This is a genomic window from Maribellus mangrovi (assembly GCF_037646455.1).
Taxonomy (GTDB): Bacteria; Bacteroidota; Bacteroidia; order Bacteroidales; family Prolixibacteraceae; genus Draconibacterium; species Draconibacterium mangrovi_A.
Map to the genome: position 1 here is coordinate 140,282 of NZ_JBBIXN010000005.1, position 15,598 is coordinate 155,879.

The 15,598-nt window shown below is 40.2% G+C and carries 18 protein-coding genes; 6 read left to right on the forward strand and 12 right to left on the reverse strand.

The annotated features are described in order from the left end of the window. Positions 1–11: 11 nt before the first annotated feature. From rpsC to rpsL, 11 genes are all read right to left on the reverse strand, one after another. Positions 12–722: a 30S ribosomal protein S3 gene (rpsC, locus tag WFY05_RS18370; protein ID WP_340114376.1), complete on the reverse strand. Its 711-nt coding sequence runs from the start codon at positions 720–722 to the stop codon at positions 12–14. A 9-nt stretch (positions 723–731) separates the two neighbouring features. Continuing rightward, positions 732–1,151: a 50S ribosomal protein L22 gene (gene rplV / locus WFY05_RS18375; protein ID WP_340114377.1), complete on the reverse strand. Its 420-nt coding sequence runs from the start codon at positions 1,149–1,151 to the stop codon at positions 732–734. A gap of 28 nt (positions 1,152–1,179) precedes the next feature. Further along, a complete protein-coding gene (rpsS, locus tag WFY05_RS18380; protein ID WP_340114378.1) occupies positions 1,180–1,449 on the reverse strand; it encodes a 30S ribosomal protein S19 in 270 nt (89 codons plus the stop codon). A gap of 16 nt (positions 1,450–1,465) precedes the next feature. Continuing rightward, a complete protein-coding gene (gene rplB, locus WFY05_RS18385) occupies positions 1,466–2,290 on the reverse strand; it encodes a 50S ribosomal protein L2 (protein ID WP_340114379.1) in 825 nt (274 codons plus the stop codon). Positions 2,291–2,312: 22 nt separating this feature from the next. Continuing rightward, positions 2,313–2,603, reverse strand: a complete 291-nt coding sequence (rplW, locus tag WFY05_RS18390) for a 50S ribosomal protein L23 (RefSeq protein WP_340114380.1) — start codon at positions 2,601–2,603, stop codon at positions 2,313–2,315. Positions 2,604–2,615: 12 nt separating this feature from the next. Then, the gene (gene rplD / locus WFY05_RS18395; protein ID WP_340114381.1) at positions 2,616–3,245 is read right to left on the reverse strand and encodes a 50S ribosomal protein L4; all 630 of its coding nucleotides are present in this window, start codon (positions 3,243–3,245) and stop codon (positions 2,616–2,618) included. Beyond that, positions 3,236–3,865: a 50S ribosomal protein L3 gene (gene rplC, locus WFY05_RS18400; RefSeq protein WP_340114382.1), complete on the reverse strand. Its 630-nt coding sequence runs from the start codon at positions 3,863–3,865 to the stop codon at positions 3,236–3,238. Before rplC ends, rplD begins: the two co-directional genes overlap by 10 nt. A gap of 22 nt (positions 3,866–3,887) precedes the next feature. Further along, complete coding sequence (gene rpsJ / locus WFY05_RS18405; RefSeq protein ID WP_038558987.1) at positions 3,888–4,193, reverse strand: 30S ribosomal protein S10; 306 nt, start codon at positions 4,191–4,193, stop codon at positions 3,888–3,890. A gap of 20 nt (positions 4,194–4,213) precedes the next feature. Beyond that, positions 4,214–6,328, reverse strand: coding sequence for an elongation factor G (gene fusA, locus WFY05_RS18410; RefSeq protein WP_340114383.1), 2,115 nt, complete (start codon positions 6,326–6,328; stop codon positions 4,214–4,216). Positions 6,329–6,386: 58 nt separating this feature from the next. Further along, positions 6,387–6,863, reverse strand: coding sequence for a 30S ribosomal protein S7 (gene rpsG / locus WFY05_RS18415; protein ID WP_340114384.1), 477 nt, complete (start codon positions 6,861–6,863; stop codon positions 6,387–6,389). Between the two features lie 135 nt (positions 6,864–6,998). Continuing rightward, on the reverse strand, positions 6,999–7,373 hold the full coding sequence (rpsL, locus tag WFY05_RS18420; RefSeq protein ID WP_340114385.1) for a 30S ribosomal protein S12: 375 nt from the start codon (positions 7,371–7,373) through the stop codon (positions 6,999–7,001). A gap of 171 nt (positions 7,374–7,544) precedes the next feature. Between rpsL and WFY05_RS18425 the strand changes: the two genes are divergently transcribed. Next, positions 7,545–7,715, forward strand: coding sequence for a hypothetical protein (locus WFY05_RS18425; RefSeq protein WP_340114386.1), 171 nt, complete (start codon positions 7,545–7,547; stop codon positions 7,713–7,715). Here the strand turns inward: WFY05_RS18425 and WFY05_RS18430 are convergent. Continuing rightward, positions 7,712–8,464 (reverse strand): DUF6261 family protein, encoded by a 753-nt coding sequence (locus WFY05_RS18430; protein ID WP_340114387.1) that lies wholly within the window; start codon positions 8,462–8,464, stop codon positions 7,712–7,714. The genes WFY05_RS18425 and WFY05_RS18430 overlap by 4 nt on opposite strands. Before the next feature lie 868 nt (positions 8,465–9,332). Here WFY05_RS18430 and WFY05_RS18435 point away from each other — a divergent pair. The 5 genes from WFY05_RS18435 (at position 9,333) to WFY05_RS18455 (ending at position 15,261) form a co-directional block, all read left to right on the forward strand. Next, positions 9,333–9,851, forward strand: a complete 519-nt coding sequence (locus WFY05_RS18435) for a hypothetical protein (protein WP_340114388.1) — start codon at positions 9,333–9,335, stop codon at positions 9,849–9,851. Between the two features lie 213 nt (positions 9,852–10,064). Further along, positions 10,065–11,930 carry a hypothetical protein gene (locus WFY05_RS18440; RefSeq protein ID WP_340114389.1) on the forward strand — a complete coding sequence of 622 codons (1,866 nt, stop codon included), beginning with the start codon at positions 10,065–10,067 and terminating at the stop codon, positions 11,928–11,930. A gap of 162 nt (positions 11,931–12,092) precedes the next feature. Next, the gene (locus WFY05_RS18445) at positions 12,093–12,986 is read left to right on the forward strand and encodes a TolB-like translocation protein (protein WP_340114390.1); all 894 of its coding nucleotides are present in this window, start codon (positions 12,093–12,095) and stop codon (positions 12,984–12,986) included. Positions 12,987–13,623: 637 nt separating this feature from the next. Continuing rightward, a complete protein-coding gene (locus tag WFY05_RS18450; protein WP_340114391.1) occupies positions 13,624–14,709 on the forward strand; it encodes a BamA/TamA family outer membrane protein in 1,086 nt (361 codons plus the stop codon). A 27-nt stretch (positions 14,710–14,736) separates the two neighbouring features. After that, positions 14,737–15,261 carry a DUF4382 domain-containing protein gene (locus tag WFY05_RS18455; protein WP_340114392.1) on the forward strand — a complete coding sequence of 175 codons (525 nt, stop codon included), beginning with the start codon at positions 14,737–14,739 and terminating at the stop codon, positions 15,259–15,261. Positions 15,262–15,598: the final 337 nt, after the last annotated feature.

Here is a 15,598-nt window from a genome sequence, read left to right on the forward strand (position 1 = left end):
GTGTTAAACCTCTATTTTCTTCTACCTCTACGGCCGCCTTTTGGTCCACCATGACGTCCACCGGACTTTTGTCCAACGTTAGGTGAAAGGTCGCGATTTCCGTATACCATACCTTTACAAATCCAGACTTTTACACCGATCAAACCGGTTTTAGTCAGGGCTTCAGCCAATGCGTAGTCGATATCGGCACGCAAAGTATGAAGCGGGGTACGGCCGTCTTTATACATCTCAGCACGAGCCATTTCTGCTCCGTTCAACCTACCTGAAACCAATACTTTGATTCCTTCGGCTCCCATTCTCATGGTTGAAGCAATGGCCATTTTTACTGCCCTGCGGTAAGCAATCTTACCCTCGATCTGACGTGCAATGTTATTTGCAACGATTTTCGCGTCGAGTTCCGGGCGTTTGATCTCGAAAATGTTGATCTGAACCTCTTTACTGGTCAGTTTCTTCAACTCTTCTTTCAGTTTATCTACTTCTTGTCCACCTTTACCGATAATAATACCGGGGCGCGAAGTATGAACGGTGATGGTGATCAGCTTCAAGGTACGTTCAATAACGACTCTTGAAATACTGGCTTTGGCCAAACGAGCGTTCAGGTATTTCCTGATCTTTTGGTCTTCAACCAGTTTATCGCCGTAGTTATCACCACCGAACCAGTTAGAATCCCATCCTTTGATGAATCCCAAGCGATTTGAAATCGGATTTACTTTCTGTCCCATGTATTACTACTAATTAAGGTTTTCTTCAACAACATTTTCCTTACTATCCACATAAATCGTTACATGGTTCGAGCGTTTTCTGATGCGGTGTGCACGACCCTGGGGAGCCGGACGTAACCTTTTCAAAATACGGCCTGAATCAACCATAATACGAGATACGTAAAGTTCACTTTCTTCAATACGAACTCCTTCGTTTTTAGCCTGCCAATTGGCAATGGCTGAAAGCAGAAGCTTTTCTACCCTGCGTGACGCTTCTTTTGAAGAATATTTCAAAACATCAAGCGCCTGGTTTACCTCCATTCCACGGATCATATCGGCTACTAACCTCATTTTCCTCGGAGATGTAGGGCAGTTTCTTAATACAGCAAAATATTGTTGCTTTTTTTCTTCTTTTCTTTTTTCAGCTGCTAGTCTTTTTCTGGCACCCATTGTACTTACTTTTTAAATTTTAAATGCCTTATTTCCTTTTATTACCAGCATGCCCCCTGAATGTGCGGGTTGGAGCAAATTCGCCTAAACGGTGTCCCACCATGTTTTCGGTGATGTAAACCGGAATGAATTTGTTTCCGTTGTGTACTGCAATAGTATGACCTACAAAATCAGGAGAAATAACTGATGCTCTGGCCCATGTTTTAACTACCGATTTTTTATTGGCATCATTCATAGCCAACACTTTTCTTTCAAGCTTGAAATCGATAAAAGGACCTTTTTTTAATGAACGACTCATAATTTATTCCTCTTTACTATTTTTTCCTACGTTCTACAATATACTTGTTGGACGCTTTCTTCTTCGAACGGGTTTTGTACCCTTTCGCAAGCATACCGTTGCGTGACCTTGGATGTCCTCCTGAAGAGCGGCCTTCACCACCACCCATTGGGTGATCAACCGGGTTCATAACAACACCACGAACACGAGGTCTTCTACCCAACCAACGCGAGCGACCGGCTTTACCTGATCTCTCGATGTTGTGTTCAGTGTTTCCAACTGTACCTACTGTAGCCTTGCAGGTTGTAAGTACCATACGAGTTTCGCCTGAAGGCAATTTCAAAATTGCATATTTGCCTTCACGTGAGGTCAATTGCGCATAAGCGCCTGCACTACGTGCCATCACTCCGCCCTGTCCGGGATGGAGTTCAATGTTGTGAACCAAAGTTCCAAGAGGAATTTCAGCCAGGGGAAGTGCATTTCCTACTTCAGGATCGGCACCTGTACCACTCATTACGTTTTGCCCAACTTGCAACCCGTTTGGTGCAATAATGTAACGTTTCTCGCCATCTTCGTATTTCAGAAGAGCAATGCGAGCAGTACGGTTTGGATCATACTGAATGGATTCGACAACAGCTGCAACACCGTCTTTATCGCGCGTAAAGTCGATAACACGGTATTTGCGTTTGTGTCCCCCGCCTCTATACCTCATTGTCATGCGACCCTGGTTGTTCCTACCACCAGTCTTGCGCAGGGGCTCCAACAATGATTTCTCAGGCGTAGATGCAGTAATGGTATCAAAAGCACCAATTATCTTGTGCCTCTGACCCGGAGTTACTGGTTTCAGTTTTCTTACTGCCATAATACTAATTAATTATATACTATTATATATTACTATAAAAGTCAATACTATCTCCTTCAACCAAAGTAACAACTGCTTTTTTGAAAGCAGCAGTTTTTCCGGTGATGATACCGCCTTTGGTATATCTCGATTTCATTTTTCCACCATAAACCATGGTGTTCACGCTTTCAACCGTAACATTATAAAGGTCTTCAACGGCCTTTTTAATTTGCGGTTTACTTGCGTTGCGATCTACCACAAAACCGTAACGGTTGAATCGTTCCGATTGCTCGGTCATCTTCTCTGTAACTAATGGTTTTACTAAAATTTCCATTTTTTCCCTCCGTTAAAGTTTAAATGCTTCTTCAATTTTCGCAACAGATCCCTCGCAAAGCACCAGGGCTTTTGCATTCATGATCTGATAAGTACTTAGCTCAGAAGCAGTTATGACAGATACGTCCTGTAAATTTCGCGAGGACAAATATATGTTATTATTTTCAGCCGGTAAAACGAAAAGTGCCTTTTTTTCAGCGATTTGCAAATTGTTTTGCAAGGCTACCAATTGCTTTGTTTTTGGGGCTTCGAAGTTGAAGTCTTCCAAAACCACAATTCCTTTTTCGTTTGCTTTATAAGTTAAAGCTGATTTACGGGCCAATTGCTTCACTTTTTTATTGAGTTTGAAGCCATAATTGCGCGGACGTGGTCCGAATACGGTACCTCCTCCACGGAAAATCGGCGACTTAATGCTACCTGCACGTGCTGTACCGGTACCTTTCTGACGCTTGATTTTACGTGTACTTCCAACAATCTCTGCACGTTCTTTAGACTTGCTCGTACCCTGGCGTTGGTTCGCCATATATTGTTTTACATCCAAATAAATGGCGTGGTCGCTGGGCTCAATACCGAAAATCTGGTCGTTCAATGTAACCTTTCTTCCGGTTTCTTTTCCTTCTATATTCAGTACACTTAGTTCCATTGCTTTCTAATAATTATGTATGAACCTTTGGCTCCAGGTACTGAACCTTTTACCACTATCAAATTCTTCTCCGGAATAATTTTCACGATCTCAAGGTTCTCGATAGTTACGGTTTTACCACCGTCTCTACCGGCCATGCGCATTCCCTTAAATACACGCGACGGCCATGATGAAGCTCCGATAGAACCCGGTGCTCTCAACCTGTTGTGCTGCCCGTGTGTAGCGTCGTTAACACCACGGAAATTGTGCCTTTTAACTACGCCCTGGAATCCTTTTCCTTTCGATACGCCAATTACATCAACGTAATCTCTTTCGTGGAAAATTGAAACATCGATTTCCTGTCCCAATTCAAATTCTTCCTGATAGGTGTTATGAAACTCTACTACTTTACGCTTCGGTGATACACCAGCCTTTTTAAAGTGGCCAACTTCAGCTTTGGTGGCGTGCTTGTCTTTCTTGTCGCCATAAGCTAATTGAAGCGCTTCGTAGCCGTCGGTCTCTGCCGTTTTCACCTGTGTTACTACACAAGGTCCGGCCTCAATCACAGTGCATGGGATGTTTTTCCCCTCAACACTGAATACGGATGTCATTCCGATTTTTTTTCCAATAATACCAGCCATTTTTTTCGACTACTTTAAATTATCAAACTTTAATTTCTACTTCGACGCCACTTGGAAGCTCGAGCTTCATCAATGCGTCGATGGTTTTAGCGGTTGAGCTGTAAATATCAATCAATCTTTTGTAAGACGACAACTGAAATTGTTCCCTCGATTTTTTATTTACGAAGGTTGAACGCAAAACAGTGAAAACCCTGCGGTGAGTAGGCAGTGGAATAGGACCACTAACTACAGCACCTGTAGTTTTTACGGTTTTTACGATTTTCTCAGCCGACTTGTCTACCAAGTTGTGATCGTACGATTTAAGCTTAATCCTGATCTTCTGACTCATAAGAGAAAATTGTTATATAATTATTTTAATAAATCAACTCTTCCCTGTACGTCTGCCAACACTTTTTCAGCAAGGCTGCGCGGTACTTCCTGGTAATGGCTAAATTCCATTGAAGAAGTAGCACGACCCGATGAAAGTGTCCGCAATACAGTTACGTAACCAAACTGTTCCGAAAGCGGAACTTTTGCCTCGATAACTTTTGCATTTCCTTTGCTGTCCATGCTTGCAATCTCTCCCCGACGACGGTTAAGGTCGGCGATGATATCACCCATGTACTCTTCAGGAGTTACAATCTCCACATCCATGATGGGTTCCATAAGTACCGGACTTGCTTTCGACGCTGCACTTTTGAACGCCTGACGCGCACAAATTTCGAACGACAACTGGTCTGAATCCACCGGGTGGAACGAACCATCAAGCAAGGTTACTTTCAGGCTGTCAACCGGGAATCCGGCCAACGGACCGTTTGAAAGTGCATCTTTGAATCCTTTTTCAACAGAAGGAATAAATTCGCGTGGAATACGTCCACCTTTTACTGCATCGATGAACTCGAGGCCGCTTTTACCATTATCGGTAGGCTCAACCTTAACGATAACATCGGCAAATTTACCACGACCACCGGTTTGCTTCTTGAATACTTCACGAAGCTCGACTTCTTGAGTAATCGCTTCTTTGTAAGCTACCTGAGGAGCTCCCTGGTTACATTCCACCTTGAACTCACGTTTCAGGCGGTCAACCAGAATCTCGAGGTGCAGCTCGCCCATACCGCGAATTACGGTCTGTCCTGAATCGGGATCGGTATTTACTACAAATGTTGGATCTTCCTCAGCCAGTTTTGCCAATCCGTTTGAAAGCTTATCAACGTCTTTCTGCGATTTTGGCTCAACGGCAACACCAATTACCGGCTCCGGGAAGTCCATACTTTCGAGCATTATCGGGTTTTTAATATCACCCAGGGTATCTCCCGTGCGGATGTCTTTAAAACCTACAGCTGCACAGATATCACCGGCTTCGATCTTATCTTTTGCATTTTGTTTGTTCGAGTGCATCTGGTACAAACGCGAAATACGTTCTTTTTTACCGGTACGTGAGTTATACACGCTATCGCCGGCATTCAGCGTACCTGAGTAAACACGAATGTATGCCAAACGACCAACAAAGGGGTCGGTAGCAATTTTAAATGCCAGTGCCGAAAGTGGTTCTTCCGGATCGGCACTACGTGTCACCTCTTTATCAATTATCGGGTTAACACCCTTTATATCACCTTTATCGAGCGGGCTTGGCAGGAATTCACAAACTGCATCCAGCAAACGCTGAACACCTTTGTTCTTAAATGCCGATCCACACATCATCGGGATAATTACACCTTCAAGCGTTGCACGACGGATAACCGCCAGCATTTCTTCTTTGGTAATTGAATCCGGATCTTCGAAATAGCGCTCCAAAATAGCATCGTCTACTTCAGCAACCGATTCTACCAGTTTCTCTTTCCATTCCTCGGCTTGTTCAACCAAATCAGCAGGAATATCTTCCAGCGTGTAGTTGGTTCCCATGTTCTCGTCGTCGTGCCAGCGAATAGCTTTCATTTCCACGAGATCGATAACACCTTCGAATTTTTCTTCGGCACCGATAGGAATTTGCATTGGAACCGGGTTAGCACCCAACTTTTCTTTAATCTCGCCATAAACGTTAAAGAAGTCGGCACCCTGACGGTCCATTTTATTTACAAATGCGATACGCGGAACGCCGTATTTTTCGGCCTGACGCCATACGGTTTCCGACTGAGCTTCAACACCACCAACAGCACAGAACAAAGCAACTGTTCCGTCCAGGATCCTTAACGAACGTTCAACCTCAACAGTGAAGTCAACGTGTCCGGGAGTATCGATGATGTTAATTTTATGCTCTACATCGTTGTGTTTCCAAAAAGTAGTGGTAGCAGCCGAAGTAATGGTAATACCTCTTTCCTGCTCCTGCTCCATCCAGTCCATGGTTGCAGCACCATCGTGCACTTCACCAATACGGTGAGTTAAACCTGTATAAAACAGAATACGTTCTGTTACGGTGGTTTTTCCGGCGTCGATGTGCGCCATGATACCGATGTTCCTTGTATTTTTCAGATCTTGTTTAGCCATCTTTTAAACCAATTTTCTTTTCCTTAATACTAAACTATATACTATCTATTTCTCTAAACTAGAATCTGAAATGCGCGAATGCACGGTTTGCTTCAGCCATTCTGTGGGTATCTTCTTTCTTTTTGAAAGCGCCACCCTCTTCGTTGTATGCAGCAATAATTTCTGCTGACAACTTATCGGCCATTGATTTGCCTGAACGTTTCCGGGCAAACAATATCATATTTTTGATGCTGATCGATTGTTTTCTCTCTGGTCTTACTTCCATTGGCACCTGAAAAGTAGCACCACCAACACGGCGGCTTTTCACCTCAACTGCAGGAGTAATGTTCTCGAGTGCTTTTTTCCACACATCAACCGGCGACAGTTCAGAATCTTTCATACGTTTTTCCACGAGGTCCATTGCATCGTAGAAAATAGTGTAGGCTGTTGATTTTTTACCGTCAACCATTAAATCGTTAACAAACCGGGTTACCATTTTGTCACCAAACTTTGGGTCCGGAAGCAGAATTCGCTTTTTTGGTTTTGACTTTCTCATTTTAAAACTTTTTAGTGTTATCTAAATCGGCTGCCCGTAGGCGGTCTTCAGTTCGTCTCCGGAAGACACTAGAGAGATTCCCTTACTCAACCAAACCACTAAATAAATAACAGTGTTAATTACTTTTCTTACTTCTTATTTTCTTGGTTTTTTAGCACCATATTTCGAACGACGCTGTAAACGTCCTTCAACACCTGCGGTATCGAGCGCACCACGAATTAAGTGGTAACGAACACCCGGAAGGTCTTTTACCCTACCTCCGCGAACAAGCACAATCGAGTGCTCCTGAAGGTTGTGGCCTTCGCCAGGAATATAAGCATTCACCTCTTTTCCGTTGGTTAACCTTACCCTGGCTACTTTACGCATGGCCGAGTTTGGTTTCTTCGGAGTAGTGGTATAAACACGAACACATACACCACGACGTTGTGGGCATGAATCTAAAGCCGGAGATTTACTCTTCTCAACTTTAGTCTGTCTTCCTTTTCTAACTAACTGTTGAATAGTTGGCATAAATACCTGTTTTTTATATAGTTAATAATCAATTCTTAAAAACGGACTGCAAAAGTATGCAAAAATCCTTAATTATCAATCGTTTCGAGAGGAAAAAGCACAGTTTTCCCCTAAAAACGGCTCGCAAAAGTACGAATTATTATGAAATAGCAATAACCTTTAAGTTTTTTTTTGAAAAATTTAAGATTGGAAGCAGTTGAGGGAGAGCTGTTTGAAGTTGGAAGCCGGGAACTGGAAGATGGAAGAACCATGGAATGCAGGGTGAATAAGCCTGAAGGAGAAATTCCAAAAAAAATGGCACCCTTTCGAGTGCCATTTTCAAGAATGTGTGGCCCGAGTTAATTCGTAATTATTTCGGGCGTTTCACTGCCCTCCTCTTTTTCATTTCTGCCCTGGCGAGCTGCCAGCAGATCGTTATAACGTTTTATTTTTTGATTCATTACCACTACAAAGTTTTCCATTTCGGGACTTGCCATGCCAATTCTAACGTAAGAATTTACCAGCTCGGTAATTTCGCGGTAAAGCGGACTCATTTTTTCACGTACGGCCTTTACATCACCGCTCGATTTGTACCCGGCTTCAGTATCGCGTTCGTTTTGTAAAGCTTTAAAGGCTTCCTGCTGGCTTTTGTACAAGGGAAGCCAGGTATCGAGGCGAATGGTGCTGAGGTGCACCGCATTCTTTGTTTTCTCGAGGTCTTGTATCAAGTTGCGGGCTTCGCTCGATTCGCTGTCGTAGGAGCGCTTCCGGTAATCGCCATAAACATCGAAAATGCGGCGGATGACCTTGGCACTCTCCACTTCCTCGGGTACCGGGCTGTGCAAATGAGCATCCACCATCAGGTCCATGGCCCGCCAGATATTGCCCCTTTTGTCGTCGGCTTCCTGAATTTGCCCGGTTAATACACTGCCCCTGTCAACTCGGGTTGCCGCATCCAGCTCTTCGTACACGGCATTAAAACGTGTAGTTAAATCGGTGCTTACTGTACTTTCGGGGAAGATGCCCGCGATACCGGTTTTTAAATCGGTCATGAGTTCGAAATACTCGCTGTTGCGTAATTTGGATAAGGGAATTAAATCAACTAATGTCATAATAGATAGTTTTAAGGTTAATACATTAATGAAAGCGTTTTTTGATTTTTATTGGAGTACTAAAGTGTGTTCATTGAATGTTGGTGATAATTAGTTCATTAAAATTAGGGCGTTTATGTATAAAAGTCAACCGTAACTCAATGTTCCTTAACATATTGAACGGGATGGATTCCAACCAACACTCAGGGATTGGGCAACCAGGTGCCGGAATTTGAAGAATGACTGCCCTGCATTTTTATGATCGCCAGTGAATTTCCCGCACAACTGCTACATGAGTTCGGAGCAATACGAGCGAGCCATTCTCCTTTGCGGTATATTATCTGAGGCTTATGATAGCATAAATTCAGGCTTCGGGAGTACTCAGAAGCTGTTGGCCATAACTTTTCTTATTTGCGGGAGGTTTTCGGAGTGGTCCGATAAAACTACTCTTGTTTGCGGCGAAACTTCGGAGCACTCGGTTTTTATTTCTCTCAGCTGCGGCAACTGCTATTAATCAGCACATTACGCTTTTTTGGCACAAAGCTTACGATTCTGATTTATTATGTTTATTTTTAAGAGCAAAAACCCAAAACCCGTACCATTGAATACGTTTTATCACATTATGCATAAATATTACAGGGCTGATTGGCACAGAGTACAGGTTCGCACCGCTGGGAAGAACGACTTAGATATACACTCCTAAGAATGAAGATTCTCTGAACAAAATCAAAAGTCCGATGGACCGGATTTAGAAGATAACAAAAAGGATAACAACAACTTACAACAGCACTAACTAATAAGATATAAGTTGCATAGCAACTAACACATACGTTAGGGTAATTAAAGAAAAGAACTGATTAATAATAATAAACAAGTAAAATAAAAATGCATGAAACAGATTTTTGCATTATTAGTGTTGACACTATCTATAAGCACAACTTACGGACAAGACAAAATTGTAAAATTATCCGGGGACACAATCAAGTGCAAGGTTAAAGAAATTACTGATAATAACATTAAGTACATCTATGAAGGTGAGGAATTACTCTACAACATATCAAAAAATGCAGTTAAGGAAATTATCTTCAGTTCTAGCAGAGTTCAAAAATTTAGTAAACGTGTCATAATTAATGGGGAAGAAGATTGGGAAAAGGTAATAATAACATTTGACAAAAAGGATATTGACGGGCTTGTTGAATGTTGTGAAATTGTTGGAAAGTCAAGTAAAGGAGGCGTTGCTTCTGTCAGTGGTGGAAAATCTGCAATGAAAAAAATGCAAAAAAAAGCAGCAGAAAACGGAGCTCATATAATTTTAATTACAGATGGTTGGCATCATGAAAAAAATAAACCAATATCGGGTTATGGAAGAGGAGTTAAATTAACAGGCACTGCTTATAAATATGAATAAATGCCCATAACTATACAAAATAGGCAAATAGCTGTGAATTCAATGGTTATATCACGTCCGCTGGACCGGATTTAGAAGATAACAAAAAGGATAACAACAACTTACAACAGCACTAACTAATAAGATATAAGTTGCATTGCAACTAACACATATGCTTCATTATGATGCAGTGTTTCAAACAAAATCCGTCATAAATTATAAAAACATATAATAATGAAAACTAAAATAGTTCTTTTCCTGGTACTATCAACATTACTGACGGATAACATTTCTGCACAGTCCAAACTTGAATCTGCAAAAGACAAGTACAATAACTTCAACATAATTGAGGCAAAAAAAATATACGAGGAAATATGGGCGTCATCAGGTTCATTAAACGAAAAAACAGAAGCTGGTAAACAGTTAGTGTACATCAATTGGAAGTTTTATCATGATTATGAACTTTCAAAAAAATATGCAGATTCTATCATTAAATTAGATACGAGTAATTTTGATATTTTATTGCAAATAATAGATGTATCAATTCAAGCAAAAAAATTCAATGATGCAAGCCAATATCTTAAAATGGGCTTTGAAAAAGCAAAAAGTGAAAACCAGATAAAGGAATTACATATTAAATATTCAGATTACACCCTTTTAAAATCTCAAAACGAGTTAACTTCTCAAAAAACAATTAATATTAATGACGTTAAAGACGCATTAGATAAAATTGAGACGTATTATCTTAATCAACCGGAAGATTTACAAATTGTAAAATTGTATTTGGGACTCGCATTAATTCTTAATGACAAAGAGAAAATAAAGGATTCATGGAAGGTTTATTTTAGAATTCCTCAAGATAAAAACGTCACCGGAATACTTGCCGAAGCAGAGATAAACATTGATAAAGGGCTTCAATCAAAAGATAGTATCAATTATCTGGCAGAGGGATTAGCCTATTCCCGTTTTTACGATTATGCTGTAATGATTATTAATGAAAACAGTATCGAATTAAACCAAAATCCCGATTTGAAGGATATATATAATTATTATATCTATTTAAAAGATATTGAAAAATTGATTTTTGGCTATTATAGAGATAAATTATTTAATCATGCATCCGATGAAAAGTATTTAAACGATTACTATTCATTATGCATTGCTTTGTGGAATAATCTGGATTGGGGAAGCAATAAACCCATGTTTTATGAAAAAGCATTCGAGGAAGAATTATTTAAGCGGTTCGGTGCTATAATTAATAACGGAAAAGGAGGTAATCAAATAGGCTTTTTTGTCGGACATTCTGTTGTTAACGAAAAGCGTTCAATTGAACAATATGGACGAAAAACAGATTTAACTTATCTTTCATTGGATTACATAATAGGTAATATTTTTCCTCATTGGTATTTTGGATTTTTTGGAATAGGAGGATGGGCTACAACCGATAATGAAGTTCTCCAAATTAGAGAAATTTATGCTAACATGCCAGTAGACGCGTGGTATAAGATCACAGATAAACAAAAGAGAGCTAATTGGGAAAGATCAATAAACGAAAAGCTAATTGTCGAAGATTCAATTGCAACAAAAAATCCATACTCAATTCTTGAAGGTGTCAGCGAGAAAATAAAGTTTAACCAATATAATCTATTGCTTGATTCTTTAAAGAAAATATATAAAAATGAACAGGAGTTAAAGATTGCTTTTATATCAACTTTAGAACGAATTTCTGTTTATTCGAGTATATTTTGTCATGAAAGCCGGCATTTACTCGATAGTTACAAAGATTATCCTAATAATAGTATTGAATTCTCAAGTGAGGAAAAAGAATTCAGGGCAAAATTATCTGAGTTGTCATTTTCGTATTATCCGAAACTAACCTTTGCTGAAGCTATATTACGATATGAAGGAACAGCCCATGAGAATGCAAATACAAGGATAATTAAAGGTATTGTAGATTGGATGGACATAAATAAGTTTGTTATCTCGGGTTTGGATAAATCAAAACCTTTACTTCCTCAATTGGATTTACTTACGAATAAACAAATTGTTCAAGCAATACAAAATATTGACCCATTATATGCAGAATATTCTGATAATTGAAAACAAATGAAACATAATATTGCATGAAAATAATAGCCGAGACACCAGTAAATTCAAAGGCTTTAGCCCGTTTCAACTTTCTTGTAACTTGACAGGAAAGTACCACAAAGTCGGCTATTACTCTTATACTCAAAGACCAGCAATTTTTATTTCCATGAAAAAATGAAAATAGGAATCAAAATATTTTTACTCTTTGTGCCAAGATTGGTGTCCGGACAAATTGAATTGACTCCACCAGAAGATACTGCTCTGGTTTTTCTACCAAACTCTATCTCAACAAAAAATCTCGAACATAGCAGTCCTTCCATAAATAACGATAATCAAATAATATGTTGGTCAATGTGGGAAAGACCAAAACCAGAAAATCCAAAACAACTAATCATGTTTATGGACTTAAAATCTGCGGAATTCGCTGAAGTGGCAGACTTCTCTAAAGATTATTCAAATGGTGGCCCAATTTGGATAGGACCTGACAAAATCTTATTTTATTCAGATAGACCTTCAGATAGCGAAAAAACTAATAAAAAAGTAAATGATTTGTGGACTGTTCAAAAAAAAGATTCGGTATGGAATCAACCTAAATGTTTGAATTTTTCCAAGTACACAAAATTTGCGGTTTCGCCAACAATGACTAAATCCGGGACAATTTATTTTGTTGGATTTAAAGACAGTGTAGAAAATAATATGGGTATTTATAGAGCAGTCAAAAATTCAAATGGATATGAAATCCCAGAACTTTTACCAAAAGAAATCAATTCTAAATTCTTTGACTGGACACCCTACATTTCACCAGATGAAACATATTTGATTTTTTCCTCGAACAGACCTGGGAGCAAAGACAATTACGGGGATTTGTATATCAGTTTCAAAGACAATGACAATAATTGGAGTAAGCCGATAAGTATGGGAGACAAAATTAACACCGACAAACAAGAAAGATTTCCAAGTGTATCAAAAGATTTAGGAATTCTATTTTTCACCAGAGCAACGAAATCTAATTATGATGATATTTTCTGGATTGATTCAAAAATAATTAATGAAATAAGAAAAAGATAAATAAAAATTATTGGCAATCGAGTAGACTACCCCGTCAGCGATAATTGAAGGGGAGAGCCTCTCACACCACCGTACGTACGAGTCTCGTGTATGGCGGTTTCCTTGGTCGTAGTAAAAGTCACCCCAGCATGTACTAATGGTTCTTAAAAACTAATAAAGCAAACCAAACTGCCAAAGCGGAATGGTATTTAGATATCTCACTCAAATAACTCATTTAACAATAAACAGGAATTTTCGTGATTTTGCACTCACACAGTGCACTTTTTGCCATTTTTTGCACTGTCATAGTGCATTTTTCCGAATATTCTGCACTATCGCAGTGCATTTTCAGAATATTTATAATGCATCTCAGCAAAGTTTATTGTTTCGCATCTTCTGTCCAAAGCGCCGCTGGTACTGATTGGCAATCAGTACCCCGGTCGGCAGGACCGGCAATTTTAGCCTTATAACTCAGCCGTGTTTATTCTATTGTTATAAATATAGTCTTGGTTGCAACAATAGTACGGATAATAACCCGATGGGTATCGGGACGTTACAGCGAATGGAATTCAGGTATTTTGATCATTTCTGATTATCTTTAAGAAAAAAAGCCTGCGACCTGTTTAATGCGTTGCCCTTTTATGCATACATTTTTAACATGAAACAACTTCTTACCATAGTTATATTTCTATTATTCGCTTCGACGCTCGCAGGACAGGAAGTGGTCGATAAGAAGAAGAAAATCATAAAAGAAAAAAAGGAACGACTTGATCATTCAGGTTACAATGTTAGCTTCATACCACTGCCTTATGTCAATTATAACCGGTCGATAGGTTTTATGGCAGGTGTTGCGCCAATGCTCCAATTCAGTCCCCTAAAGAATGATACGCTTTCTCCGCTGTCAACAGTTGGTGCTCTTGGATTGTACTCGGCAAACAAAAGCTGGGGCGCAGCAGTATTTGGCCTGTTTTACCTGAAACAAGATACCTGGCGCATTGCTACCGGTGCCGGAACCGGAACCCTTAACTTCCAGTTTTTTCTGAACCTGTTGAATTGGTGGATTCCGTATGATACCGACGCCGATTTCTTCGTATTCATTATAAACCGGAAATTAATTGAGCACTTGTACGGAGGAGTAAGCTACACCTACGTTAATCTGAAAACAAATTTTGGCGATGTACCTGTCGATTTAGAAACTGCATTACAGTCGCTTGGTGCTCAATTTAGACTGGATTCACGGGATAACGTTTATAACCCATTTCGTGGGACCAACTCAAAGGTACAGTTCACTATGTTTCCCGAGTGGATGGGGAACGAATTTGTTTCAAGAAATATCGAACTGGAATACAATCAATATTTTCCTGTACGTTCTTATACTGATGTGCTGGCCGCTCGTTTTTATGGGGGATTCGGAATCGGTGACATATCGTTTAACCAGCAATTTGTTGTTGGCGGAACCGATGTGCGCGGATATACCCAGGGAAAATACAGGGGGAATAACCAGTTTGCATTACAGGCCGAATACCGGTGGAATCCGTTCAAACGAACAGGCTTTGTTGGTTTTGCCGGAGTTGCAACGGTTTTAGAGAGTGTAAATGATGCCGACAACGGCAAAATTTTACCGGGTGCAGGATTGGGTTTCCGATATGTACTGCTCAAGGAAACCGGTATCAGGGTGGGACTCGACTTTGCCGTTGGCCAGGACGACTGGGGAGTATACTTCAGGATAGGAGAAGCATTTTAGTATAATAACCTTTAAATTAGTAATGTTATGAAAAACCAAATTCTTACGATTTTAGTGGCAGCCATTTTTATAGTGGCTTGCCAGGACGACAACAACGGAACAGGTATGTTAAATGTTTATTTAACTGATGCACCCGTGAACTATGATGCAGTGCTTATCGATTTGCAGGGATTAAAAATTAACGCATCGGGCGACAGTACCACCGAAAGCGGCTGGCAAAACTTAACGCTCGACACCATGGGGCAAATCGATTTGTTGATGCTCACCAATGGAAACTCCATCCTGCTTACCGAAGACGAACTCCCTGAAGGGCGGATCAACCAAATGCGGATGATATTGGGATCGAATAACGAGATCGTTGTTGATGGCGATACGCTGGACCTGGAAACCCCTTCTGCCCAGCAATCAGGCCTGAAATTTAATATTCATGCCGATATTGTTAACGGAGAAACCTACTCGATGACCCTGGATTTTGACGCCGAAAAATCGGTTATTGCAAAGGGTAACGGAAGCTATTCCCTAAAACCGGTTATTAAAGTTATTACAGAATAAAATTGAAAGCTTAACCAAACACTTGCAGGAGGATTTAGGGCTGAAGCCCGATTCTTGATACAAGTTCTCTAAGCCCGGCATTAATGCCGGGCTTAAGCATAACTATATACTGATGGGCTTTAGCCCTTATCCTGTTTTCCCCTTTTTTCAACCCGATATTGTTTTGTTTAACAGGAATGCTAATTTTAAAACGACAAAGAACTAAAAATCAATAAAAATCACGCCCAAAACCCCTCGCTGGCCCCGCTCGCGCCTCCCGATAGCTATCGGGATCTAATCGGTGTGAAATACAATGCTTTTGCATGTAAGCGTCGTTGATTTAGAAGTGAAGGTTCCG

Excerpts from the sequence above, each read along its gene's own strand:
- rpsC (WP_340114376.1), bottom strand. The coding sequence starts at position 722 with ATGGGACAGAAAGTAAATCCGATTTCAAATCGCTTGGGATTCATCAAA.
- rplV (WP_340114377.1), bottom strand. The coding sequence starts at position 1,151 with ATGGGTGCCAGAAAAAGACTAGCAGCTGAAAAAAGAAAAGAAGAAAAA.
- rpsS (WP_340114378.1), bottom strand. The coding sequence starts at position 1,449 with ATGAGTCGTTCATTAAAAAAAGGTCCTTTTATCGATTTCAAGCTTGAA.
- rplB (WP_340114379.1), bottom strand. The coding sequence starts at position 2,290 with ATGGCAGTAAGAAAACTGAAACCAGTAACTCCGGGTCAGAGGCACAAG.
- rplW (WP_340114380.1), bottom strand. The coding sequence starts at position 2,603 with ATGGAAATTTTAGTAAAACCATTAGTTACAGAGAAGATGACCGAGCAA.
- rplD (WP_340114381.1), bottom strand. The coding sequence starts at position 3,245 with ATGGAACTAAGTGTACTGAATATAGAAGGAAAAGAAACCGGAAGAAAG.
- rplC (WP_340114382.1), bottom strand. The coding sequence starts at position 3,865 with ATGGCTGGTATTATTGGAAAAAAAATCGGAATGACATCCGTATTCAGT.
- rpsJ (WP_038558987.1), bottom strand. The coding sequence starts at position 4,193 with ATGAGTCAGAAGATCAGGATTAAGCTTAAATCGTACGATCACAACTTG.
- fusA (WP_340114383.1), bottom strand. The coding sequence starts at position 6,328 with ATGGCTAAACAAGATCTGAAAAATACAAGGAACATCGGTATCATGGCG.
- rpsG (WP_340114384.1), bottom strand. The coding sequence starts at position 6,863 with ATGAGAAAGTCAAAACCAAAAAAGCGAATTCTGCTTCCGGACCCAAAG.
- rpsL (WP_340114385.1), bottom strand. The coding sequence starts at position 7,373 with ATGCCAACTATTCAACAGTTAGTTAGAAAAGGAAGACAGACTAAAGTT.
- WFY05_RS18430 (WP_340114387.1), bottom strand. The coding sequence starts at position 8,464 with ATGACATTAGTTGATTTAATTCCCTTATCCAAATTACGCAACAGCGAG.
- WFY05_RS18435 (WP_340114388.1), top strand. The coding sequence starts at position 9,333 with ATGAAACAGATTTTTGCATTATTAGTGTTGACACTATCTATAAGCACA.
- WFY05_RS18440 (WP_340114389.1), top strand. The coding sequence starts at position 10,065 with ATGAAAACTAAAATAGTTCTTTTCCTGGTACTATCAACATTACTGACG.
- WFY05_RS18445 (WP_340114390.1), top strand. The coding sequence starts at position 12,093 with ATGAAAATAGGAATCAAAATATTTTTACTCTTTGTGCCAAGATTGGTG.
- WFY05_RS18450 (WP_340114391.1), top strand. The coding sequence starts at position 13,624 with ATGAAACAACTTCTTACCATAGTTATATTTCTATTATTCGCTTCGACG.
- WFY05_RS18455 (WP_340114392.1), top strand. The coding sequence starts at position 14,737 with ATGAAAAACCAAATTCTTACGATTTTAGTGGCAGCCATTTTTATAGTG.